The sequence below is a fragment of the Nocardia sp. NPDC050713 genome, from assembly GCF_040654315.1.
In the GTDB taxonomy this organism is placed as follows: Bacteria; Actinomycetota; Actinomycetes; order Mycobacteriales; family Mycobacteriaceae; genus Nocardia.
Window position 1 is genome coordinate 221897 of sequence record NZ_JBFAHS010000005.1, and the last position, 22198, is coordinate 244094.

Sequence of the window (22198 nt, forward strand, 5' to 3'; positions counted from 1 at the left end):
TCCGCCGACGGGTGCGGCGGTGCTCACCGGTCAGTCTGCTGCGCTCGACGCCGCATCGTCGGCTGCGGTGGTTGCCGCAGCGGTAGCCGCTGTGCCGCTGCTGCGAGTATTCGCGTCGGCCGTGGCCGCGCCGCCGCTCGGTGTGTCCGCCGTGGCGCCTTCTTCGTCGACCGCGGCTGTGGTTCTGGAACGACTGGCCGTCGTGTCCTCGGTTGCACTCTCCGGCGCCGCACTCCTCGACCGCAGTAGCACCACCGTGAGTGCCACGCCGAGCGCGGCCAAGGCGGCGGCGGTGGCGAAGGCTGTGGTGAGGCCGGTGCGGTAGGCGGTGTCGGGGGAGGTGGTGGCGCGGGTGGCGATCAGGTCGGCGAGCAGGAGGAGGGCGGTGACGCCGAGGCCGGAGCCGACGCGCTGGGCGGTGTTGACGATGCCGGCGGCGATGCCCGCGTCGGCGGCGTCCACGGAGGTGACGGCGGGTGCGGTGACGCCGACGAAGGCGGCGGGGAGGCCGATGCCGAGGAGGATCGCGCCGGGGAGGACGTCGATCGGGTAGTCGGCGTGCGCGGGGAGGCGGGCGAACCAGCCCATGGCGACGGCTTGCAGCGCGAGGCCGATCGCCAGCACGCGGGCCGGGCCGAGGCGGTCCATGAGGTAGGGGATGAGGGTGCGGGAGGCCAGGATGTTCACCGCCGCGACCGGGAGCACCGCGAGACCGGAGCGGGTCGGACTGTAGTCCTGGGTGTTCTGTAGATAGAGCGCGAGCAGCGCGAAGGTGGGCACGTGCGCCGCGCCGACCAGTGCGTTCACCACCGCCGAGCCGCTCACCTGGCGAATCCTGAAGAGCCGCAACGGCATCAGCGGATGCGGGCTGTGTGCTTCGACCACCACGAAGACGGCGAGCAAGGCCAGTCCGAGCGCGAGCAGCCCGGCCGCGAACCCGCGGGTGCCCGCGTCGCCGAGCGCCCCGATCGCGTAGCCGACGAGCAGCAGCGCCGTCGTGCCGGTGAGCGCACCGGGAACGTCGAGCCTGCGCACCCCCTCGCCCGCCCGCGCGGTGTCGGGCGGCAGTAGTCGAATCCCGGCGAGCGCGACGAGTCCGACCGGAACGTTGACGAGGAAGATCGACGGCCAGCCGAACGCATCCGTCAGCGGCCCACCCACCGCGGTGCCGATCGCCGCGCCCGCCGCACCCATCGCGCTCCACACCCCGAACGCCCGGTTCCTGGCCGCCTCAGCGGTGAAACTCGCGGTGAGCAGGGCCAATTGGGCCGGGATCAGCACCGCGGCGCCGACGCCTTGCAAGGCGCGCGCGGCGATCAGCAGCGCGGCGGAGTCGGCGAAGCCCGCCAGCGCGGAAGCCGCGGTGAACACGATCAACCCGCCGGTGAACACCCTGCGCGGTCCGAGCAGGTCGGCGGCCCGCCCGCCGAGCAGCATGAACCCGCCGAACGCCAGCAGGTAAGCGTTGGTCACCCAGCCGAGCCCGGCCTCGCCGAGATCGAGGTCCGCGCCGATGGCGGGCAGCGCCACGTTCAGCACGGTGGTGTCGAGAAAGACCACCAGTTCCACGACGGTGATCAGCAACAGGACCAACCGTTCCCGGCGGTCGAAGACTTTCGCGGCCATGAGCCGTCCTCTCGCTAGAGCTTAACTCCAGCGAGAATGTCATTAGAGTTGAACTCTAGTCAAGTGGGCGATCCCCACCTCTAGAACGCAAACGCGCCGGTCACCCGATGGATAACCGGCGCATGCGAATCCGCGAATCTCACCCCTCGTGATCGAGCAACCACCTCTTCGCGTCCAACCCCCACCGGAACCCGCCGAGCGCCCCGCCGATCCGCAGCACCCGATGGCACGGCACGAACAACGCCGCCGCGTTCCGCGCGCACGCGTTGGCCGCGGCACGGGTCGCTTCCGGCCGCCCGGCGATGGCGGCGAACGCCGTATAGGTCACCGGATCTCCCGCGGGCACCTTCCGCAGCACGTCCCAGGCGTGCATGAGGAACTCCCCGGACCGCTGGCGCACCGGAACGTCGTCGATGGCGTGCACCTCCCCGCGGTGATACGCGACGATGGCCTCGGTGACGGCGCCGAGCGAATCTTTTTGGCGCAGAACAGGTGGACGCAGCATCGGGTGGATCAGTAGGCGCAGGTTCTCCGCGTCGGCGGTCCAGCCGGAGGCCAGCACCGCGCCCTCGTCGTCGGCGATCGCCGTGAACGGGCCGATGGGGGTGTCGACGACGGCGAAGTCGGCGGCGCGGGTCGATTCGATGCTCATGGTGTGCTCGCTTTCGAGGGTGCGGCAGGGATGTTCAGTCGGTCTTGCTTGCCGAGCGGGCAGGCCGCTTGGGTGCGGCCGCGCGCCTGCTCAGCGCGGTCTTCCACAGGTGCATGGACAGATAGGAGCGCCACGGCGCCCAGCGTGCGGTATCGCTCAGGTCGATGCCGAGCAGGTCCGCGCCCTGCCGGACGACCAAGTCGGTGTCGAGCAAGATATCGGGATCGGCCAGCAGCCGCATCGTCACGTAGTCGGCGGTCCACGGCCCGACGCCGTCCAGCGCCAGCAGGTCCCGGCGCAGGTCCGTCGCGGTGCGACCGGCGTGCAGTTGCAGATCTCCCGCGGCGAGCGCGGCGGCGGCGCCGATGATCGAGCGGACGCGCCGCGCCGGACCGGTCAGCACCTCGGCGCCCCGCTCGGCGATAACGGCCGGTGTGGGAAACAACCGCGGCGCGGGCCCGTCGACCGGTTCGCCCAACGCCGCCACCAGCCGTGCGGTGTGAGTGGCTGCCGCCGAGACCGAGATCTGCTGCCCGATCATGGTGCGCAACAACAGTTCCGGGCCGTCCAGGCAACCCGGCACCCGGATGCCGGGGGTGAACAGCAGCCGTCCGCGACCGTTGCGCGCGGCGGGTCCGTCGGAGGCCGGGGCGCTGCCGATATCGGGCAGGGTGTCGGTGGCCAGGCGCCGCGCGTCCTCGGTGTCGAACGCGTCGGCCGGTGCGCCGAGCGGCGTCGCGCCGAGCACCTCGTCGATGCCGACCGGATCGGCGTCCAGGTCGAGCAGGTGCCGCAGCCGCGCCACGGTCGGCGCCAGATCGCGCATGTCGTGCAGCGCGAGTTCGGCGCGCACGTGGTCGCCACGGAAGCCGATCCGTGCCGTCGCGTGGCCGTGTGGGGTGCGCAAATTCCTGGTGTAGACGCGGTCTTCCCACGACTCCATGCCGGGCACGACATGCGCGGAAAGGAACCACTCCAGCCACGCGCGATCCAGCGGCTCACGGAACGGAAGACGAAGCGACAGTGTGCCGTTCGCCGACGGAGAAGCCTGCGCCGGATCTTTGCGCGCGCGCTGCGCTTCGGTGCGCATGGTTGTCGGGCTGACCGCGAACACCTCGCGCACGGTGTCGTTGAACTGCCGGATGCTGGCGAAACCCGCCGCGAAGGCGATATCCGACATCGGCATGGCGGTGGTCTGGATGAGCAGCCGCGCCGTGTGCGCGCGGTGCGCCCTGGCCAGCGCCAGCGGTCCGGCCCCGAGCTCGGTGGTCAGCACCCGGGTGAGCTGGCGCTGGGAGTAGCCGAGCGTGGCTGCCAGCGCGGGCACCCCGCCCCGTTCGATGACGCCGTCGCCGATCAGCCGCATGGCGCGGGCGGCCAGATCGGCCCTGGTGTTCCACAGCGGTGAGCCGGGCGCCGCATCCGGCAGGCAACGGCGGCACGCGCGGTATCCCGCGTGCTGCGCGGCGGCCGCCGTCGGGAGGAAGCTGACATTGGCCCGCTTCGGCGTGATCGCCGGACACGAAGGGCGGCAATAGATTCCGGTGGTGCGCACCGCCGTGAAGAACTGACCGTCGAAGCGCGAGTCGCGCGTCGACACCGCCCGATAGCACTGCTCGAAGTCCAACGCCGTGATCGTCACGCAATCCACAATGGCAGTTCCCACCGCGCCGTGCTAGCGGAAATCAGCCACCATCCCGGCCATCGCCCCCCCACCCTCGCCGCCCCCCACAGCCCACGACCACAGGGCCCACGCGGGCCTTCCCACACGTCTCGCACACGCCTCACACAGCCGGTGCCTATGTGCGGCGTGTGGAAAGTGTGTGGCACGGGTGTCCGCGAGGTCAGCAGCAGCGATTGGTGGGGCTGCGGTCGGCTTCGGCGTGCCGGTCGCGCCAGTATTGGCGCTCGCTGGGGATGGGGCGGTCAGGGTGGTTGCGCTGGAGGTGGGTGACGTAGCGCTGGTAGTCCTGGCCGCCGAGGATCGAGTCGAACCACCAGACGACCGCGCGCACCGCGTCGAGCGCACGCCGCGGGAGGGCCGGTCGCGCTGACCTGCCCTCCCGCGGCGCGAGCGATTCGCCCATTACGCGGGCGCTTCCGCCTTGGCCGCGTGGGCCGCGCCCGGTGCGCGCACCTTGCCCGTCGCGATCAGCTCGTCCCATTCCTTCTGCACGGCCTTCTCCGTCGCGGTGGCGAGGAACCCGCTCGGCGCGAAGATCTTCGACGGCTCCTCCGGGGACTCGGTCGTCTCGCCGCCACCGGAACGCCAAGCACGGAAGCACACCAGCGCGCCGACCACCGCGACGATCAGCACCAGCACCGCGAACACGATCGAGAGGGTGCCTTGGATGAAGGTGTTGCGAATCACGGTGTCCACGTCCTCCGGCGTCTTCGCCGTCAGGCAGAGCTTGCCCGCCTCCTGCGCCTGCTGGCAGAGGCTGTGCTGCTTCCAGTAACCCACCTTCGGGTCGGCGGAGAAGATCTTCTGCCAGGACGCGGTCATCGTCACCAGCAGATCCCAGGCCAGCGGGATGCCCGGAATCCAGGCCCACTTCGCCAGGCCCTTCTTCACGATGATGGTCATCACGACGGTCAGCGCGACGGCGGCGAGCAACTGATTGGCGATGCCGAACAGCGGGTAGAGCGCGTTGATGCCGCCGAGCGGATCGGTGACGCCCATGAGCAGGATGGAACCCCACGCCGCGACCACGACGAACGAGCACAGCCACGCGCCGACCCGCCAGGACGGATCCTTGAACTTGCGCAGCGGGCCGCCGAAGTTGCCCAGCGCGTCCGAGGTCATGAACCGCGCGACGCGGGTGCCCGCGTCGATCGTGGTCAGGATGAACAGCGCCTCGAACATGATCGCGAAGTGGTACCAGAACGACTTCATGCTCTCGCCGCCGAGGAACTGGTGGAACACCTCGGAGATGCCGACCGCCAGGGTCGGCGCGCCACCGGTGCGCGAGATGATGCTGTTCTCGCCGACGTCCGCGGCGGCGCCGGAGAAGGTCTCCGGCGTGGCGGGCGGTCCGGCCAGGCCGAGCGAATTGGTGTACGCGGCGGCCTTTTCCGGAGTGCCGCCGGTCAGGCCGAGCGGCGCGTTCATGCCGAAGTACAGGTGCTGGTCGATGATCGAGGCGGTGATGATGGCCATCACGGCGACGAACGACTCCATCAGCATGCCGCCGTAGCCGATCATCCGCGCGTGCGATTCCTTCTCCAGCAGCTTGGGCGTGGTGCCGGAGGAGACCAGCGCGTGGAAACCGGAGAGCGCGCCGCACGCGATGGTGATGAACAGGAACGGGAACAGGCTGCCCGCGAAGGCCGGACCGGTGCCGGTGGAGGCGAAATCGGAGATCGCGGGGGCCTTCAGCACCGGCATGGTGATCAGGATGCCGACCGCGAGCAGGCCGATGGTGCCGATCTTCATGAACGTCGACAAGTAGTCGCGCGGCGCGAGCAGCAGCCACACCGGCAGCACCGACGCGAGGAAGCCGTAGGCGATCAGCAGCCAGGCGATGGTGGTCCGCGACAGCGTGAACCAGTCGGCGCCCCATTCGGTTTCGGACACCCAGCCGCCGGAGACGATGGCGAGCAGCAGCAGCGCGATGCCGATCGCCGACACTTCGCCGACCTTGCCGGGCCGCAGGAACCGCAGGTAGACGCCCATGAACAGGGCGATCGGAATGGTCATCGCGATGGAGAACACACCCCACGGGCTCTCGCCGAGCGCGTTCACCACGACCAGCGCGAGCACCGCGAGCAGGATCATCATGATCACGAGGATCGCCACGATCGCCGCGACGCCGCCGACCGCGCCGAGCTCGTCACGCGCCATCTGGCCGAGACTGCGCCCGCGCCGCTTGGTGGAGGCCCACAGCACCAGGTAGTCCTGCACCGCGCCCGCGAAGCAGACGCCGACCACGATCCAGATGGTGCCCGGCAGATAACCCATCTGCGCGGCGAGCACCGGACCGACCAGCGGACCCGCGCCCGCGATGGCGGCGAAGTGGTGCCCGTAGAGCACCCGCCGGTCCATCGGCATGAAATCCTTGCCGTTCTCCAGGATTTCGGCCGGAGTCGCGACGTCGTCGCGCGGCTTGGTGATCTTCCATTCGATGAAGCGCGCGTAGAAGCGGTACGCGATGATGTATGTACACACCGCCGCGATCACGATCCACACCGCGTTGACGTTCTCACCGCGCGCGATGGCGAGGATGGCCCAGGCGACCGCGCCGAGTATCGCGATCCCGGCGAAAACAGCCTTCTTGGCCGGGGTTATCGGGGACCGATCGACGACACCGACCGGTGGCAGGTCGGGATCGGTCCGCAGATATTCGATTGTCGCCATCTGCCTACTCTCCTGTGAAACGCGCAGGATCTCGACGTGCGGGATCTTGCTGAAACACGAGACAAAGTAGCTGATCGCCGATCGCCACTGCGCGGATTCCGGCCATCGATGGACGACCGTTAAATATTGTTCGTGTGTCGGCCGTCACCTGAGTCATAGCCGGACGTATGCTGCGATGCTGTTCGTCACACTCCATGTCCGCCCGAGGAGGGCTGTGCTGGATTCGACTTCTCCTGCGCCCGCCGCGCGTTCACCGGTTGTCGCCCCGCGCGGGATTCGCAGGCGCACCCTGCTCGGCTCCGCGCTCGCCGCGCCCTTGCTCGCGAACGCGTGCGGCTCCGACGACGACGCGCTGACCTTCTTCTTCCAGGCCCGTCCCGAGGAGGCGCGCGTCCGGCTGCGCATCATCGACGAGTTCCGCAAGCGGCACCCCGACATCCCCGTGCGCACCATCATGTCGGGCCCCGACCCGTTGCAGCAGATGCTTACCTACTGCGCGGGCGGCAAATGCCCCGACGTGCTGATGGCCTGGGAACTGCTCTACGCGGGACTGGCCGAGCGCGGCGTGCTGCTCGATCTCGGCACGCTGCTCGACCGGGATCCGAGCTACGCCGCCGAACTGCGCCGCGACAGCTTTCCCACGCTGTACGACACCTTCAGCTACGGCGGCGGCCAGTACGCGCTGCCCGAACAGTGGTCCGGCGTCTTCCTCTACTACAACCGCGCGATGTTCGCCGAAGCCGGGCTGACGCCGCCCGCCCGGTGGCGTGACGCGTGGAGCTTCGAGCAGTTCCTGGACGCCGCCCGCGCACTCACCCGCCGCGACGGCGACGGGCGCACCACGCAGTGGGGCTTCGCCGACGCCTGGGTGCCGTACTTCTCGGCCGCCTGCTTCGGGATGAACAACGGCGCCGAATGGTTCACGCCCTCGGTGAATCCGACCCGCACCAATCTCGGCGATCCCCGCTTCGCGGAAGGCTTTCAGTTCTACGCCGATCTCGCGGTGCGGCATCGGGTCGCGCCGAGAGTCGCCGACCAGCAATCGGTTTCGGCTCCGGATCTGTTCCGGCGCGGACGCGCGGCCATGGCGCTCGGCGGGCACTGGCTGTACTCCGAATTCGCGGGCAACGAAGGGGTTCCCATCGATCTGACCGTGTTGCCGGTCGGCCCGCACGGTGGCCCCGGCGCGATCACGGACGTCGGCTGCACCGGACTGTCCATCGCCGCCGACAGTCCGCGTATCGAACAGGCCTGGAAATTCGTGAAATTCGCGACGGGGCCGGTCGGTCAGGCCATCGTGGCAGCGTCCGGCTTGTTCGTTCCGGTGCTGAAATCCGCCATGGCCACACCGGGATTCGCGGCGGCGCACCGCGAGATCCGCAATCTGGACGTGATGACCGATGGTCCCGCCAGTTCCCGTCCGCTGCCCGTGACGCCGATGTGGGGCAAGGTGTCGGCGCTGCTCGAACGCGGCGGGAACCGGGTGCTGCGCGGCGCGGCGACGGCGCAGTCGCTCGGTGGACGGCTCGCCGCGGATGTCGACGCGTTGCTGGGGGCGCAATGAGGGAACGCAGTGAGCGAATCGTGCCAGCGCGCTTCGCGCATGCTGGAGTCGAGCGTCAGCGAGGCGCAAGCATGAGCGAACGCAGTGAGCGAATCGTGCGCCAGCGCGCCTCGCGCATGGTGGAGCCGAGCCTCGGCGAGGCGCAGGCATGAGCGAACGTAGCGAGGGAATCATGTGCCCGTTGCGCATGCTGGAGCTGAGCGTCGGCGAGGTGCGGGCATGAGCACTTCCGTCGACGACACTCTGGTGGAAGCAGCCGACGACGCGCCGCCGCCGCGCTCACGAGGTACGGCGCGTCCCGGTCGGCTGGCGCGCCGACGTGAGCGCGCCGGATGGTTGTTCATCGCGCCGAATCTGTTGGCGGTTCTGGTCTTCCTGCTGTTCCCGCTGGGCTTCTCGCTGTATCTCAGCTTCCACTCCTGGGATCTGTTCAGCCCGCCGCGATTCGTCGGAACGGCGAACTATCGGCGGCTCTTCACCTCCGATCCGCTGTTCCTCATCGCGCTGCGCAACACCGCGGTGTTCACCGTGCTGACCTTGGTGCCGACGGTGGTGATCGGGCTGGTCGTCGCGGCCGTGTTGAACCGGAAACTGTTCGGAATAGGCCTGTTTCGCACAATGGCGTTCCTGCCGCTGGTGGCTTCGACGGTGGCGATGGCGGTCGTGTGGCGGTTCATCTTCACCACCGACGACGGGTTGCTCAACATCGTGCTCGGCTGGTTCGGCGTCGACCCGGTGCCGTGGTTGACCGACCCGGACTGGGCGCTGGTCTCGCTCAGCATCGTGACCGTGTGGAAGAGCGTGCCGTTCGCCACCGTCATCCTGCTCGCCGCCATGCAGGGCGTGCCGCAGACGCTGTACGAGGCGGCCGAGATCGACGGCGCGGGGGCCGTCCGCCGCTTCCGTTCGGTGACGCTGCCGCTGATCCGCGGGCCGCTGTCGTTCGTCTTCGTGATCACCGTCATCAACTCGGTGCAGGCCTTCGACCAGGCGTACGCGCTCACCGGCGGCAACGGCGGGCCGGAGACGGGCACCTACCTGCTCGGGATCATGCTGTTCCAGCACGCGTTCGGGTTCTACGAGGTGGGCTACGCCTCGGCGCTGGCCTGGGTGATCTTCGCGATTCTGTTGGTGCTGACGGTTCTTCAGTTGCGTCTGTCTCGGCGAGAGGAGACGGAATTATGAAGAAACACAAGGTCCTGCTCAGGCCCCGCCTGCGCGGCGGCAACGCGACCAAAGGTCACCTGCACCGCGTCGGACGCGGCGGTGGTTACCTTCAGTCGGGTGCAACCGTTGAGCGGGAGCGTGATTCAGTCGGCCCGGACGATCGCGCGCGACGGGCGGCCGTGCGCAGGCTGGTGCGCGGCATCGGGATCTACGCCGCGCTCGCCGGTGTCGCGTGGTGCGCGCTGGCGCCGATCCTCTGGGCACTGTCGGGTTCGCTGAAGCGGGACGGCGAGATCACCGAACCGGCCTTGCTGCCGGAGGATCCGCAGTGGTCGAACTTCGGCCGGGTTTTCGAGCTGTTGCCTATGGGGCGCATGCTGCTCAACACCACCGTCTACGCCGTGTGCGTGACCGCCGGGCAGGTGTTCTTCTGCTCGCTGGCCGGATACGCGTTCGCGCGCTTACGTTTTCGCGGCAGCGAGGCGTTGTTCCTCGCCTATCTCGCGACGCTGATGGTGCCGCTCACCGTCACGGTCATCCCGCAGTTCCTGCTCATGCGCGCCTTCGGCTGGGTGGACACCGCGTGGTCGATGATCGTGCCCGGCCTGTTCGGCAGCGCCTTCGGCACCTACCTGATGCGGCAGTTCTTCCGCACGCTGCCAATCGAATTGGAGGAAGCGGCCATCCTCGACGGCTGCTCGACCTGGCAGGTGTATTGGCGCGTGCTGCTCCCGCACACCCGCCCGGCCCTCATGGTGCTCGCGGTGCTCACCTGGATCACCGTGTGGAACGACTTCCTCTGGCCGCTGGTGATGATCCAGCGCAACGAGCTGGCGACGGTCACCCTCGGATTGGTCCGCTTGCAGGGGCAGTACTACTCCCAGTGGCCGCTGCTGATGGCGGCCGCGGTCGTCATCCTGCTGCCCCTGCTCGCGGTTTACGCGATCGGTCAGCGGGCGTTCATCCGAGGCATCACGCTGTCCGGTCTCGGCGGTCGGTGAACGCTGGGCGCTCATTCACCCCAGTACGTGCCGAAGCTCCAGAGATTGCCCTCGGGATCGCGGACCGTGAACCCGCGCGACCCGTAGTCCTCGTCGCGCAGTCCGCGCACCACCTCGGCCCCGGCGGCGGTGGCGCGCTCGAAGAGCTCGTCGGGCTTGTCGCAGACCACGTAGATCGAATCGTTGCCGGGCTTGCGCTGGCCGAACGGGGTGTCGTCCTTGCCCGCGGAACCGAACATGATGCCGCCGCCGAGCGGCCAGCGCAGTTCGCCGTGCTCGACGATCGACGGTTCGTCCTCACGGGCGTAGACGCCCGAGACCTGGAAACCGAAGGCGTTCACCAGGAAATCGGTCATCGCCCGTGCGTCGCGGAAGGCGAGGCAGGGCCAGATAGCGGTGCGGGTGGTGGTGTCTGTCGTCGTGGGATTCGTCATGCGTCCAGCCTCATCCGCCGAGGCCCGGCTCGTCTTGGACGGATGGAATCTCCTCGGCCAGCCAGGTGGTCGGGCTGCATCCGGCGAGGTCGAGGAAATCGCGGTTCAGGTGTGCTTGGTCGTAGTAGCCGCAGGTCGCGGCGACCTGGGCGATGGAGACGAACGACGGCGTGTGCTCGAGCATCCGCCTGGCCCGCTCGAAACGGGTGACGCGGGCGGCGAGCTTCGGGCTCAGTCCGAACTCCGCGCCGAACTTGCGGGTCAGATGCTGGCGGGTCCAGCCGATGCGTTCGGCGAGCGGGCCGATGCTCGCGGTGCCGCCGCTGGCCACCACGGCACGCCAGGCCCAGGTGAGCTCGGGGATGACGAGGCGATCCGGGCAGGCGAGGCGCGTCAGGATCTCGTCGCAGACGGCGAACCGACGCGACCACGGGGCATCGCCCTGTAGGCGCTCCCACAGCTCGTCGCCGGTCGGTCCCGCGACCTCGGCGCATTCGAGCGAAATGTTCCAGATCTTCGCGGCGGGCAGGCCGAACAGCGTCCGGCAGCCGAGCGGAGTGAGCGCGATGGCCACGCCCTCCTGGGTCCCGTTGTGCGCGATGGCGGCCGAACTCGCCTGCAAGCCGCTGAGCACGCAGCGATAGTCGCGTGGATCCTGGGACGGATCGGTCTGCGCCACAACGTCGATGGTCGGTCCGATGGCGACGATGAACGTGAGGTGGCGCGACGGCAGGCCCCGGTGCGTGCCGGGCCGGTATCCCGTCATCCGGTAGCCGAGGTAGTGATCGATGAACGCCGCCAGCGCGGGCGCGGGGCGGGCCGTCACCACCTCCGTGGTCGGCTCCATACGGGTCACGGTACGCCCGCGCGGGCAATTCGCGTACCGATCGCCCGCCGTGTGAACGTGGCGCACACCTCGGCGCGGGGTGCGGTGAGATCGCGCACACGGGGCGCCTCGAGTGTGTGAGTTCGGGTTGCTACCCGGTTACCGTTACGCCTTCAGACGAGGAGTGGAGGTGTCATGCGTCGAATCCGATACGAGCGCAGTGGTGGTCCCGAGGTGCTCGAGGTGGAATCGGCCGAGACACCGACACCCGGGCCCGGCGAACTTCTGGTGAAGGTCCACGCGATCGGCGTGACCCTGCCGGTGGTGCGCAAGGTGCGCGAACAGCGCGAGCCGATCCCGCTCGGCGGTGAGATCGCGGGCGAGGTGATCGCCGTGGGCGAGGGCGTCACCGACTTCGCGCCCGGCTACCGCGTCACCGGTCTGTGCTTCGGCCACGGCTACGCCGAGTACGCCCTGCTGCGCCAGGAGATGGCGTCGCCGATTCCCGACGGGGCCTCCGCCGTCGACGCGGTCGCGCTGGTGCGCAGCGGTCTGGTCGCGCTCGGTGCGCTGGACGCCGCGAAGCCGCAGTCCGGTGAATCGGCGCTGGTCACCGCGGCAGCGAGCGGCGTCGGTCATCTCGCCGTGCAGCTGGCGCGGGTGCGCGGGGCCAAGCGGGTGGTCGCCGCCGTTTCCGACCCCGCCAAGGGTGAGTTCCTGCGCGAACTCGGCGCCGACGAGGTCGTCGTCTACGGGGAGTCGTGGGGCGAGCCCGTCGATTACGTGCTCGACGCCGTCGGCGGCGAACTGCTCGGACCCGCTCTGGCGGCCGTCGCTCCGGGCGGACGTCTCGTCGCCTACAGCTCCGGCGGCGGCACCATCCAGGCCTACGACCTGCTGTCCGGCGCCAAAGCGGTGATCGGTTTCCAGATGGCGCGGATCGCGCGCGAGACGCCGGAGGTGTACGAGCACTGGCGGCAGGAGCTGTGGCAGTACTTCGCGTCCGGCCAGGTGCGGCCGGTGGTGCACGGGGAGTTCGCGCTGGAAGACGCGGCCGCCGCGCACGCGCTGATCGAAAGCCGCGGCAACCTCGGCAAAGTCGTGCTGATTCCCTGATCGACGCCGACCGCCTGTCGGCCGCGCCGCAAATGTGCGGCCGACAGGTGATCGCTGCCCCCGATCGGCATGGCCGCACCGCCCATGCCGGGCCGACGCGCGCCGTCAGCTCGCGACGTTGACGTGCCGGTGAATCGTCCGCGAGTCGGTCGCCAGATCGAGCACGATCAGCGGCGTGGGTCCGGCGGCCGCCGGGACGATGCGGCAGGCGCGAGGAGGGCGGAGGTCCGCGGCGCGTAGACTCTGTACCTCGTGAGTCTCACCCTCGGAATCGTCGGCCTGCCCAACGTCGGAAAGTCGACGCTGTTCAACGCGCTGACCAAGAACGACGTGCTTGCCGCGAACTATCCGTTCGCGACCATCGAGCCGAACGTCGGCGTGGTCCCGCTGCCCGATCCGCGGCTGGACAAGCTGGCCGAGATCTTCGGTTCCGAGCGCATCGTGCCCGCCACCGTGTCCTTCGTCGACATCGCCGGCATCGTGAAGGGCGCGTCCGAGGGCGCGGGCCTCGGCAACAAGTTCCTCGCCAACATCCGCGAGGCCGACGCGATCTGCCAGGTGGTGCGCGTCTTCGCCGACGACGACGTGGTGCACGTCGACGGCCGGGTCGACCCCTCCGCCGACATCGAGGTCATCGAGACCGAGCTCATCCTCGCCGACCTGCAGACCCTGGAGAAGGCGGTCGTGCGGCTGGAGAAGGAAGCCAAGGTCAAGAAGGACCGCAAGCCGGTCGCCGACGCGGCCAAGGCGGCCCAGGAGATCCTCAACAGCGGCAAGACCCTGTTCGCCGCGCAGGATCAGGTGGACACCGAACTGCTCAAAGAGCTTTCGCTGCTCACCATCAAGCCCTTCCTCTACGTCTTCAACGCCGACGAGTCCGTCCTCACCGACGAAGCCAAGGTCGCCGAGCTGAAGGCCTCCGTCGCCCCCGCCGACGCCGTCTTCCTCGACGCCAAGGTCGAAGCCGAACTCCTCGAGCTCGACACCGAATCCGCCATGGAACTCCTCGAATCCATCGGCCAGACCGAACCCGGCCTGCACGCCCTCGCCCGCGCCGGCTTCCACACCCTGGGCCTCCAGACCTACCTCACCGCAGGCCCCAAGGAATCCCGCGCCTGGACCATCCACCAGGGCGACACCGCCCCCAAGGCCGCCGGCGTCATCCACACCGACTTCGAACGCGGTTTCATCAAGGCCGAAATCGTCGCCTTCGACGACCTGGTCGCCGCGGGTTCCATGGCGGCCGCCAAGTCCGCGGGCAAGGTGCGCATGGAGGGCAAGGACTACATCATGTCCGACGGCGACGTCGTCGAATTCCGCTTCAACGTGTAGCTGATCGAAGAGTCCAGCGCCGCGGCGCAGCCAGCTGGCATCAACTGAGCCCATCCGGAGATTCGGGTGGGAACTCACCGAGCTGCACAGGACGCCCGCCTCATCCGGATAACCTTTGACCCCCAACAGCGATTCAGGACGTGTCGACTGCCGCGAACCGTGAATGGCGGCATTACCGGAGAGCCGCGAGCGAACGTTCGTCCAGGTCGTTTCCGAAGAGGCCCGCGAGTTCGCCGAACCCGGATCGTACTTGCGTGGGCCTGGTGGTCGGTGAACGATTGACCTGGCGACGGCGGCGTTCGCGGGCCGCGCGGTGGCACACGCTCGGTGGACCGCGACGCTTCGGCCTCGCGACCTTCGCGGAGCGATCGCTCCACCACGAGGAGGACAGATGTTCATCCAAGTGATTCAAGGCAAGGTGTCCGACGTCGACCAATTGCGTCGGTGCATGGATCGGTGGACGACGGAACTCGAACCCGGGGCCGTCGGCTATCTCGGCACGACATACGGACTGTCCGATGACGGCACATTCATCGCGCTGGCCCGTTTCGAATCCGAGGAGGCGGCGCGACGCAACAGTGCGCGCCCAGAACAGGGTGCCTGGTGGGCCGAAACCGAACGGTGCTTCGACGGGCCGGTCACCTTCATGGACTGCCCCGAGGTGACGCAGTGGATGGGCGGCGGCTCCGACGAAGCCGGCTTCGTACAGGTCATGGAGGGTCACACGACCGATACGCGACGGATGCGCGAGCTGCTGGCGCAGACCGGTGATCGCGTGCACGAGCTGCGCCCGGAGATTCTCGGCGGCACCTTGTCGACCTATGGCACCGACGGGTACGTCGAGGCGGTGTACTTCCGGTCCGAAGCGGAGGCCCGCGAACACGAGAAGGTCGAGATTCCGGATGATCTGCGGCCTCTGTTCGAGGAGGAGCGCAGGCTCATGGGTGAGGTCACCTACTTCGACCTGCACGAGCCGATGCTGCTGTCGGCGCGGACGTAGGGGCGCGGCCGCCTTGGACGTGCGTGCGCGTGGGCCGCGCGTTTGCGGCCGGGAATCGCAACGATGGCTGCGACGCCAACCGAGACGGCGTCGAATCGCGCTTCAGCGCATCACCGCCTGTGAAGAAGTAACGCAGCTCGTTATCGCTGTTGGTAGAGGTTCTCGTGAGCCCCCATCCGGACAGCCGGTGGGGGCTTACTCGATGGCATTTAATTCTCTCGGTCTTCCTTGAATTTCGCCTCCATTTCCGCGGCGATCTGCGGCTCCTCGACCTCCATCTTCTGGACGTAGGCAACCGCGTCGCCGACGGTTCGCAGGCTCGCCAAGTCCTCGTCGGGGACCTTCACGGCGTACTTGTCCTCCAGTTGCACGGCGATCTCCACCAGCGACAGCGAGTCGATTTCCAGGTCGTCGACGAAGGACTTCTCGATCACCACCTCCGAAGCGTCGATGCCGGTCACCTCCTCGACGATCTCCGCGATGCCTGCGACGATTTCTTCCCGCGTGGTAGCCACGAATCAACCTCCTCGGTGTAATCACATATCCGCACAACGCCTCTCGCCTTCCAGCACGGCATTGGTTCCTCCGTGTGGGGCCGAACGGCGGTACCAGTACGCTAAAAGCTCCACCGGGGTGGAGGTTCAACAGGTTGTGACGGACGACACACAGGCCGGCGTGCTGGTGAGCATTGGGGAATTGGCGCGCAGCACCGGGCTCGCGGTGCGCACAATCCGGTTCTACTGCGACGAGGGCATTCTGGAATCCCGCCGCAGCGCCGGCGGGCATCGGATGTTCGACGCCGACAGCGCCACCGAACGACTGCTGTTGGTCCGGCGGTTGCGCGCGCTCGGTCTCGGGCTGAGCTCGATCACCGCAGTGCTGCAAGAAGAGCGGTCGATCACTGAGGTCGTCGCCGCCGAAAGTGCCCGACTCGACATCGAATTCAGGTCGCTGGCGTGGCGGCGGGCGTCACTGCGGGCAGTCGAGACGGCCACCCCACCGCAGCGGGCCGAGCGACTCGCGTTGCTGGCCGCCGCACAGGACGGTAGCGCGGCGCACGATTCCCTCGTACGGTTCTGGCGGCGCGTCCTCGCACGGATACCTCGGCGCGACGTCGATATCTACGTGGGCTGGAATGTCCCGGAGCCGCCCGCCGACCCGTCCGCTGACGAGGTTGTCGCGTACGCCGAGTTGGCCAGGCTTGTCGCCGATCCCAAGATGAAGAGTGTTGTGCAGCAGCAACTTTTGCGGAATCGCCCAGAGCTGATCCGCGATCATCGAGGTCTGTATGCCGACGTGGACCACGCACTGCGGGAGGTGGTGCCGCTTGTCGCGGACGGTGTGCGGCCGCGTGGTGGCAGCGAACTCGATCGGTTCGTCAACGCCCATGCCCTCGCGCGAGGGGAACGCGATTCCCCGCGGTTCCGCGAGCAATTACTGATCGACGCAACCGATACCGACTGCCGGATTCATCGTTATTGGGCGCTGACGGGCCAGTTGCTCGGAACTCGTATCACTGTGGGGCGAGCGCACAACTGGCTGTACACCGCATTGGCCCACTCCACCGACGTGGCCGAGGCCCCGGCGGCCCAGCGGCAGGGCAACGAGCGATCACGCCGAAATCGGCGAGTCAGTGCCCCCGAGTAGGTCCGTCCGAGTGTGGAGGATCAGTGGCATCGGTGGGGGCGCTGTCCTGAGAATCGTCGGTGCTGGACCTGGTTCCAATGCGGCGCGGTCTGGCGATGCGCCGAATGCCGGCGGCCGGAGCGTCCTCGCCAGCTCGTTTCCGCCGCATCGCGCCGAGATCGATGACACTCCCATGGTGGTCGGCGCTGCCCGGATCATCCTCCGCAGCGGCGTGCCGCGCGGCACTCGGGTCGACCGGCCACCGTCCTGTCTCGGCTTGCAGTTCCGAGCGCAGCACGGGCCTGGTCGGAGCCGGATCGTAGACGGAGCCGCCTTCCGAACGCCAAGGTTGGTTGGGACGCTCACCGGATTCTGAAACGCGCCGCGGTCGACGTGGGAGCCGGGTGACTTTCGACGTGCCGTCTCCCGCCTCGGCGGAACCGGTCTCGGCAGCCCTCAGGCCTTCGAGCCTTCTGCGCAACCGTTCCACCGCGTCGAACCTCGTCCCGCCGGGCTCCGGAGGGGATCCGCGTCCCGGTTCTTCCCGGTCCGACATCGAGCTAGCAGCCGACGAGTGCCGTCGCACCCGTCGGAGTCACGATCGACGGCACCCCGGGTCGATCTCTCAACTTCTTCCTGATTGCATCGATCACGTCCGAATTCTCCCTCAACCGCGACACTCGTTTCCTGATCGGTCACACTGAGCGCCGGAGCCAGGCTTGCGGGCCGTCGCTCACGTGATGAATCAACGATAACCGGCTCTATCGCTCTACCCTCAGCCGCTTCGCTGCGCCGCATTTTCGGAACTCCGCTCAGCACCTGAACCTCACCATAGGATCTTCGCAACCTCAGTCATGCGCTGGCTTGTCACGTATGGGAAACGCAGTCGGCCTCGGTCGATCGAATCGGCGCACGCGGCGCGGCGCGGCGCCGCCGAGGCCCACGAGCTGATCGATCCGGATGTCTGATCGCAAATTGGTCTTCACCGCCTATGGGTGGGGTGGAAGACCTACACCTCATGGTTGGCCCGCGACCGCACGATCCTGAAGGCGGCGAACAAGGTCATGAACGCTGCGCTTGCGGACCGTTCGTCGGCATTGGCAAGCCCGAGCCGCTGAGCATCACTTGGCGGGGCACTCGTCGCGGCGAGTCACCCGCGAACATCGGCTGATCTACTACGTCACGGACAGTGAGTTGGTTGTGATTGGAGTCGGCGGGCGCTACGACGACTGACCTCGGCGGTTTCCGACAGTGTCTGCCCGACCGAACGCGAGCACCCGCGTCTTCAGGCCACGATGTCGAACAGGGTGAGCTCGCGCGCTGCGGCGGCGCGCTGTTCGGCCCGCTCGCGGATGGCGCACGTCGGACCGATGCCCTGCGCGACCGATTCCGCCGACACCAGCCAGCCGTGACAGCGGCGGCAATGGGCTACCAGCCTGATCTCGGGACGATCGTCGGTCTCGGCCATTTCGCGCTCCTTCGGCCGCTGCTGCTCCGACCTCGAGAGTGACACAGGGGGCCGACACCTTTTGGGCGATCACGGCCGCTGGATATCAGGAAAGGACGCTTGTAGGAGGCGTTTTCGTTCGGACACCTTCGATGGTCGCGTGAGCAGTCAGCGTTTGTTGGCGGTTCGGGTCGCGACGAGGACCGGCTGGTCGGGGAGTTCGGCTGCGGCCGTGCGCAATACGGCGGCAGCGGCCTCGAACGCCAGGCCCGCGCCCCAGGCGTGGCGCCGCATCAGGTAACCCAGTTCCAGTTCCTGACCGTCGTCGGTGACGTGGCCGGGCTCGTCGGCGGCGCGCCGTTTGAGCTCGAATGTTCCGATCAGGTTGTCGGCCTTATCGGCCTTGCTTGGATGTTGATCCATCAGATCATGGCATCGCCTCGTGGACGCCTTCGACGATGCGGTTGACGCGGACCGGTGGTCGTCCACTGATCGGGACGCGGGCCAGTGGACGACCACGGGCCGGTGCGATCAGAGCCGGAAGATGCGCGAGCCCACGGCCCATCCGGCGCTGGACCAGTTCGGGCCGAAGCAAGCGACCGTGCCCGGCTGTCCGACGGGCAAGTCGACGCGCGTGGTGTACGGGCCGATGGCCGGTGGGAAGGCCGCGAAGTTGTATCCGACGCAATCGATTTCGAGGCGGTAGGTGCCTTCTCCGCCTCGGCACACGCCGTTGTACGCCCATGAACCGTTCATCGACCCCTCGCAGCCGGACGAGTCAGCGGCGGCGGTTCCGGCGATCGCTGCTGTCGCGGTGAGTGCGAGAACGGGGGCGGTCAGGCACATCGCTACTGCCCGTGGCGAGATCTTCACGAAGTCTCCGATCGTGTAGTGGTCGATTTCATAGGATGTATCCGCCGCTGTGTCGTGGGATGTTACATGCGACCGCGACTCCTGCTGCCGGACAGTTCAATTCGTGCAACGGGTCGGCCCGCGCATCGCACTGTCGACAGAGGCGAACCGCGGTACGCGAGGTGCGCACCTGGTATCGGCGCCGAAAGGGGCAGCAGGGCGCGGTGATGGCGGCCAGCTGGTCGTCGGCGAGGGTGCGCTTCCAGACAGACGGAAGCGGAACTCGAGTCTCGCCAACGTCATTGCCCATTTCTGGTCGCTCAGCGGGATGCCGGGTGAGAGTCACTGCCGGAACTTTCGGAAGCGTTCGGCGGTGGGCCGTATGACTCTCCGTAGCAGGTGGCGACCGCGGCGGCGCGATCGCGTAGGGAGGTACGCAGCCATTGCGGGGCAAGGACTTCCGCGTCGGCGGCGAGCTGCCACAGCGCCCATTCCGCATGTCTCGAATCTTGGAATGTCGCTTCCAGTCGCAGTCGGCCGTCTGCGTCGGCTTCTTCGGAGCGGACGGCAAGCGCGGTGCCCACCAGCTCCTCCCTCCGCGCCGGGTCCACCCGTGCCAGCACGCTGACCTGGTCGCCGCCGGTCCGAAACCGCGTGCTGCGTTCCTGCCAGGCCCGGTCCAGGTCGACCCGGTCCGGTCGCTGTGCGGGTTCGGGGAGTTCCTCGGCGGCCAAGATTCGAGACAGTCGGTAGGTGCGGTCCGCGCCGGACCGCGTGGCCAGCAAGTAGCCGTGCCCGCGGGCGGTGACCAGGCCGATCGGGTCCACCGTGCGCCATTTCGGGGTCTGGTTCACGGCCGCGTAGTGGATGCGCAGCTTGCGTCCGGCGAACACCGCGCGCCGAACCTCGGTCACTACGGCGTCGGGCGCCTCCTCGGTGACCAGCCGGCGCGAGAGGAGATCGGTCTCGGGATCGATGAGCAATCGCTGGGCCGCACCGGCCGCGGTGGCCCGATAACTTTCGGGCAGCGCGTCGACCACCTTGCGCATGGCCGACGCTAGCGCCGAGCCGAGGCCGAATGCCTGTGCGCCACGCCGGGATCCGGCCACCAGCAGGGCAAGTGCCTCGTCGTGGTTCAGTCCGGTGAGCTCGGTCTGGAAGCCGGGCAACAACGCGAAACCGCCGTGCCTGCCGCGTTCGGCGTAGACCGGGACACCGGCCGCGGACAGCGCCTCGATATCGCGCAGCACGGTGCGGGTGGACACCTCAAGCTCGCGGGCCAGCGCGGTCGCGGACAGCCGACCGTGCTGGCGCAGCAGCAGCACCAGCGAGACCAACCGGTCAGCGCGCATACGAAAATTATGTCAGCAATACACGACACAAGATGTCGTGTATTGGCTGAGAGGCTGTCCAGCATGACAAAGAAGATGGTTACCGAGCCGATGGACGCACGGACTCTCGAGGACTCGACCGGCGCTGACGGGGCGATGGAGCGGACGGCGATCAATCCGTGGCCGTGGTCGGTGAAGTTGGGGTACAACCAGGGCGAGATCGTCTCGGGGCACACCCGGACCCTGTATTGCGCCGGGCAGACCGCGATGAGCGGTGACGGCGAGCCGCAACACGCCGGTGACATGGCGGCGCAGTTGGCGCTGAGCCTCGACAACCTGGAGGCCGTTCTCGGTGAGGCGGGCATGTCCCTCGCGAACCTCGTCCGGCTCAACGTCTACACCACCGACGTCGATCTGCTTTTCCAGCACTACGGAGTGCTGGCGTCGCGATTGGGCGCCGCCGGGGTGGCGCCGGCCACCACGATGCTCGGGGTGACACGGTTGGCGATCCCTGTCCTGATGGTGGAGCTCGAGGGGACCGCCGTCGCCTGAGGCGATCGCGCCACCTCGGCGGGACAAGCGGAACCGGCACGATAGCAGGCAGGTGGGTGATATCCCGGTGGTCGGAATGGTGACGATCGGCGTCTACGGCTTTACCGCCGAAACCTTCCTCGACGAGCTCACCGGCGCAGGCGTGGGGTTGCTACTCGACCTCCGCCAGCGCCGGGGGGTTCGAGGCCCCGACTACTCCTGGGCGAACTCGGCACGGCTCCAGAGCATGCTCGCCGCGGCGGGCATCGGCTACCGGCATGTGAAGGGGCTGGCGCCGACTACCGAGCTGCGTCAGCTCCAATATCGCGAGGACGACCGGCAAGGCGTGGGCAAGCGCAACCGCATCGCGCTCGCGCCCGAGTACGCCGAGCGCTACACCCGTGAGATCCTCGACCCGTTCGACCTCGGCGCGCTCGTGGCCGAGCTTCCGAGCGACGCGGTGACCGCGCTTTTCTGTGTCGAGTGCGATCCGGAGGCATGTCACCGCTCGCTCGTGGCCGAGCGTCTGCGTGTCGAGCACGGGCTGCCGATTAAGGACCTTCGCCCGGGTTGAGCCAGGCCTGTCACCGGTCGTCAGATCCGACGACGCCGAACCCGCCGCCGAGTCGGGGCCGAACAAACGCCGTCGAGTCGGGGCTGAGCCCGCCGCCGAGCCGGAGGCGAACCCGCCGCCGAGCCGACGCCGAACCCGCCGTCGAGTCGGGGCCGAGCCCGCCGTCGAGTCGGGGCCGAGCCCGCCGCCGAGCCGGAGGCGAACCCGCCGCCGAGCTGACGCCGAGCGCGCCGTTTCGCGACGCATGACGGCGTCCGACTGCCCAAGTCCGAAGAGGAGGCGCGGCGTAGAGGGGGCTGATCAGATCCCAATGCCTGATGCGCAAGCAGGTCGGAGCGGCCGGTTGACGAAGCTGGGCGGAATGGATTCGAGTCGGCTCCGTGTCCCTGGTCGAGGGCAGCGACAAAACCGACGAAGTGGTCGCTCCGCGTGATTGGTGAGATTGCTGTCGGTCGAGAGCGTTGCACCGCGCCAGCCGAATTCGACCGTTCGAAAACTCGTCGAGTCTGGTCGAGAGCGGCGTACTCGCTCTTCTATTCGCCCTCGCGCCATGCGCGGCCCACGCCACCTTCGGCTGCGCGGCGCAATTGTGCCATCGTCACGGCGAGTCCGCGTCCGCTGCGCAGCGCGCTCCCCAAAAACACTGGGCGGCAACAAAGTTTGCGAGCACGAGCGCGCATGGATAGCTGTGTAGAGCCTACCGGTACGAAATGAATCCTGCAGCGCGAGTCTTCCGCATTGTGGGCAACCTAATTTCGCAAA

At 68.1% G+C, this 22198-nt stretch carries 22 protein-coding genes; 10 read left to right on the forward strand and 12 right to left on the reverse strand.

The features are described from left to right. Positions 1-30: 30 nt before the first annotated feature. The 5 genes from AB0H49_RS12480 to AB0H49_RS12500 form a co-directional block, all read right to left on the reverse strand. Positions 31-1626, reverse strand: coding sequence for an MFS transporter (locus tag AB0H49_RS12480; RefSeq protein WP_357250509.1), 1596 nt, complete (start codon positions 1624-1626; stop codon positions 31-33). Positions 1627-1765: 139 nt separating this feature from the next. Then, positions 1766-2278 (reverse strand): methylated-DNA--[protein]-cysteine S-methyltransferase, encoded by a 513-nt coding sequence (locus tag AB0H49_RS12485; protein ID WP_357250512.1) that lies wholly within the window; start codon positions 2276-2278, stop codon positions 1766-1768. Positions 2279-2312: 34 nt separating this feature from the next. Next, positions 2313-3929, reverse strand: a complete 1617-nt coding sequence (locus AB0H49_RS12490) for an Ada metal-binding domain-containing protein (RefSeq protein ID WP_357250979.1) — start codon at positions 3927-3929, stop codon at positions 2313-2315. Between the two features lie 193 nt (positions 3930-4122). Further along, entirely contained in the window at positions 4123-4365 is a 243-nt protein-coding gene (locus tag AB0H49_RS12495; protein ID WP_357250515.1) for a YbdD/YjiX family protein, read from the reverse strand. Further along, the gene (locus AB0H49_RS12500) at positions 4365-6635 is read right to left on the reverse strand and encodes a carbon starvation CstA family protein (protein WP_357250518.1); all 2271 of its coding nucleotides are present in this window, start codon (positions 6633-6635) and stop codon (positions 4365-4367) included. Before AB0H49_RS12500 ends, AB0H49_RS12495 begins: the two co-directional genes overlap by 1 nt. A gap of 274 nt (positions 6636-6909) precedes the next feature. Between AB0H49_RS12500 and AB0H49_RS12505 the strand changes: the two genes are divergently transcribed. From AB0H49_RS12505 to AB0H49_RS12515, 3 genes are all read left to right on the forward strand, one after another. After that, positions 6910-8199 carry a sugar ABC transporter substrate-binding protein gene (locus tag AB0H49_RS12505; RefSeq protein ID WP_357250982.1) on the forward strand — a complete coding sequence of 430 codons (1290 nt, stop codon included), beginning with the start codon at positions 6910-6912 and terminating at the stop codon, positions 8197-8199. A 219-nt stretch (positions 8200-8418) separates the two neighbouring features. Continuing rightward, positions 8419-9384, forward strand: coding sequence for a sugar ABC transporter permease (locus AB0H49_RS12510; RefSeq protein ID WP_355001918.1), 966 nt, complete (start codon positions 8419-8421; stop codon positions 9382-9384). Then, complete coding sequence (locus AB0H49_RS12515; RefSeq protein WP_357250522.1) at positions 9381-10367, forward strand: carbohydrate ABC transporter permease; 987 nt, start codon at positions 9381-9383, stop codon at positions 10365-10367. The genes AB0H49_RS12510 and AB0H49_RS12515 overlap by 4 nt, the downstream gene beginning before the upstream one ends. An 11-nt stretch (positions 10368-10378) precedes the next feature. Here the strand turns inward: AB0H49_RS12515 and AB0H49_RS12520 are convergent, their stop codons facing one another. Both AB0H49_RS12520 and AB0H49_RS12525 read right to left on the reverse strand, forming a co-directional pair. Beyond that, positions 10379-10801: a VOC family protein gene (locus AB0H49_RS12520; protein ID WP_357250525.1), complete on the reverse strand. Its 423-nt coding sequence runs from the start codon at positions 10799-10801 to the stop codon at positions 10379-10381. Positions 10802-10811: 10 nt separating this feature from the next. After that, positions 10812-11648 carry a helix-turn-helix domain-containing protein gene (locus AB0H49_RS12525; RefSeq protein ID WP_357250527.1) on the reverse strand — a complete coding sequence of 279 codons (837 nt, stop codon included), beginning with the start codon at positions 11646-11648 and terminating at the stop codon, positions 10812-10814. 174 nt (positions 11649-11822) lie between these two features. Between AB0H49_RS12525 and AB0H49_RS12530 the strand changes: the two genes are divergently transcribed. The 3 genes from AB0H49_RS12530 (at position 11823) to AB0H49_RS12540 (ending at position 15075) form a co-directional block, all read left to right on the forward strand. Then, positions 11823-12743, forward strand: a complete 921-nt coding sequence (locus AB0H49_RS12530) for an NADP-dependent oxidoreductase (protein ID WP_357250530.1) — start codon at positions 11823-11825, stop codon at positions 12741-12743. A gap of 252 nt (positions 12744-12995) precedes the next feature. Continuing rightward, a complete protein-coding gene (gene ychF / locus AB0H49_RS12535; RefSeq protein ID WP_355001913.1) occupies positions 12996-14075 on the forward strand; it encodes a redox-regulated ATPase YchF in 1080 nt (359 codons plus the stop codon). A gap of 391 nt (positions 14076-14466) precedes the next feature. Further along, positions 14467-15075 carry a hypothetical protein gene (locus AB0H49_RS12540; protein ID WP_357250534.1) on the forward strand — a complete coding sequence of 203 codons (609 nt, stop codon included), beginning with the start codon at positions 14467-14469 and terminating at the stop codon, positions 15073-15075. A gap of 209 nt (positions 15076-15284) precedes the next feature. Here the strand turns inward: AB0H49_RS12540 and acpM are convergent, their stop codons facing one another. Next, the gene (gene acpM / locus AB0H49_RS12545; RefSeq protein ID WP_357250537.1) at positions 15285-15590 is read right to left on the reverse strand and encodes a meromycolate extension acyl carrier protein AcpM; all 306 of its coding nucleotides are present in this window, start codon (positions 15588-15590) and stop codon (positions 15285-15287) included. Here acpM and AB0H49_RS12550 point away from each other — a divergent pair. Continuing rightward, positions 15556-16722, forward strand: a complete 1167-nt coding sequence (locus AB0H49_RS12550; RefSeq protein ID WP_357250540.1) for a MerR family transcriptional regulator — start codon at positions 15556-15558, stop codon at positions 16720-16722. The two genes, acpM and AB0H49_RS12550, sit on opposite strands and share 35 nt — an antisense overlap. A 1104-nt stretch (positions 16723-17826) precedes the next feature. Then, positions 17827-17934, forward strand: a complete 108-nt coding sequence (locus AB0H49_RS12555) for a type II toxin-antitoxin system YoeB family toxin (RefSeq protein WP_357250543.1) — start codon at positions 17827-17829, stop codon at positions 17932-17934. Between the two features lie 52 nt (positions 17935-17986). Here the strand turns inward: AB0H49_RS12555 and AB0H49_RS12560 are convergent, their stop codons facing one another. From AB0H49_RS12560 to AB0H49_RS12575, 4 genes are all read right to left on the reverse strand, one after another. After that, positions 17987-18169, reverse strand: a complete 183-nt coding sequence (locus AB0H49_RS12560) for a DUF6011 domain-containing protein (protein ID WP_141808942.1) — start codon at positions 18167-18169, stop codon at positions 17987-17989. Positions 18170-18316: 147 nt separating this feature from the next. Further along, complete coding sequence (locus AB0H49_RS12565; RefSeq protein WP_357250546.1) at positions 18317-18571, reverse strand: GNAT family N-acetyltransferase; 255 nt, start codon at positions 18569-18571, stop codon at positions 18317-18319. A gap of 108 nt (positions 18572-18679) precedes the next feature. Next, positions 18680-18904: a hypothetical protein gene (locus tag AB0H49_RS12570; protein WP_357250549.1), complete on the reverse strand. Its 225-nt coding sequence runs from the start codon at positions 18902-18904 to the stop codon at positions 18680-18682. 416 nt (positions 18905-19320) lie between these two features. Continuing rightward, complete coding sequence (locus AB0H49_RS12575; RefSeq protein ID WP_357250552.1) at positions 19321-20352, reverse strand: WYL domain-containing protein; 1032 nt, start codon at positions 20350-20352, stop codon at positions 19321-19323. 135 nt (positions 20353-20487) lie between these two features. Here AB0H49_RS12575 and AB0H49_RS12580 point away from each other — a divergent pair, with 135 nt between their 5' ends. Continuing rightward, positions 20488-20883, forward strand: a complete 396-nt coding sequence (locus AB0H49_RS12580) for a RidA family protein (RefSeq protein ID WP_357250985.1) — start codon at positions 20488-20490, stop codon at positions 20881-20883. Between the two features lie 76 nt (positions 20884-20959). Beyond that, the gene (locus tag AB0H49_RS12585) at positions 20960-21436 is read left to right on the forward strand and encodes a DUF488 domain-containing protein (protein ID WP_357250555.1); all 477 of its coding nucleotides are present in this window, start codon (positions 20960-20962) and stop codon (positions 21434-21436) included. Positions 21437-22198 lie beyond the last annotated feature (762 nt).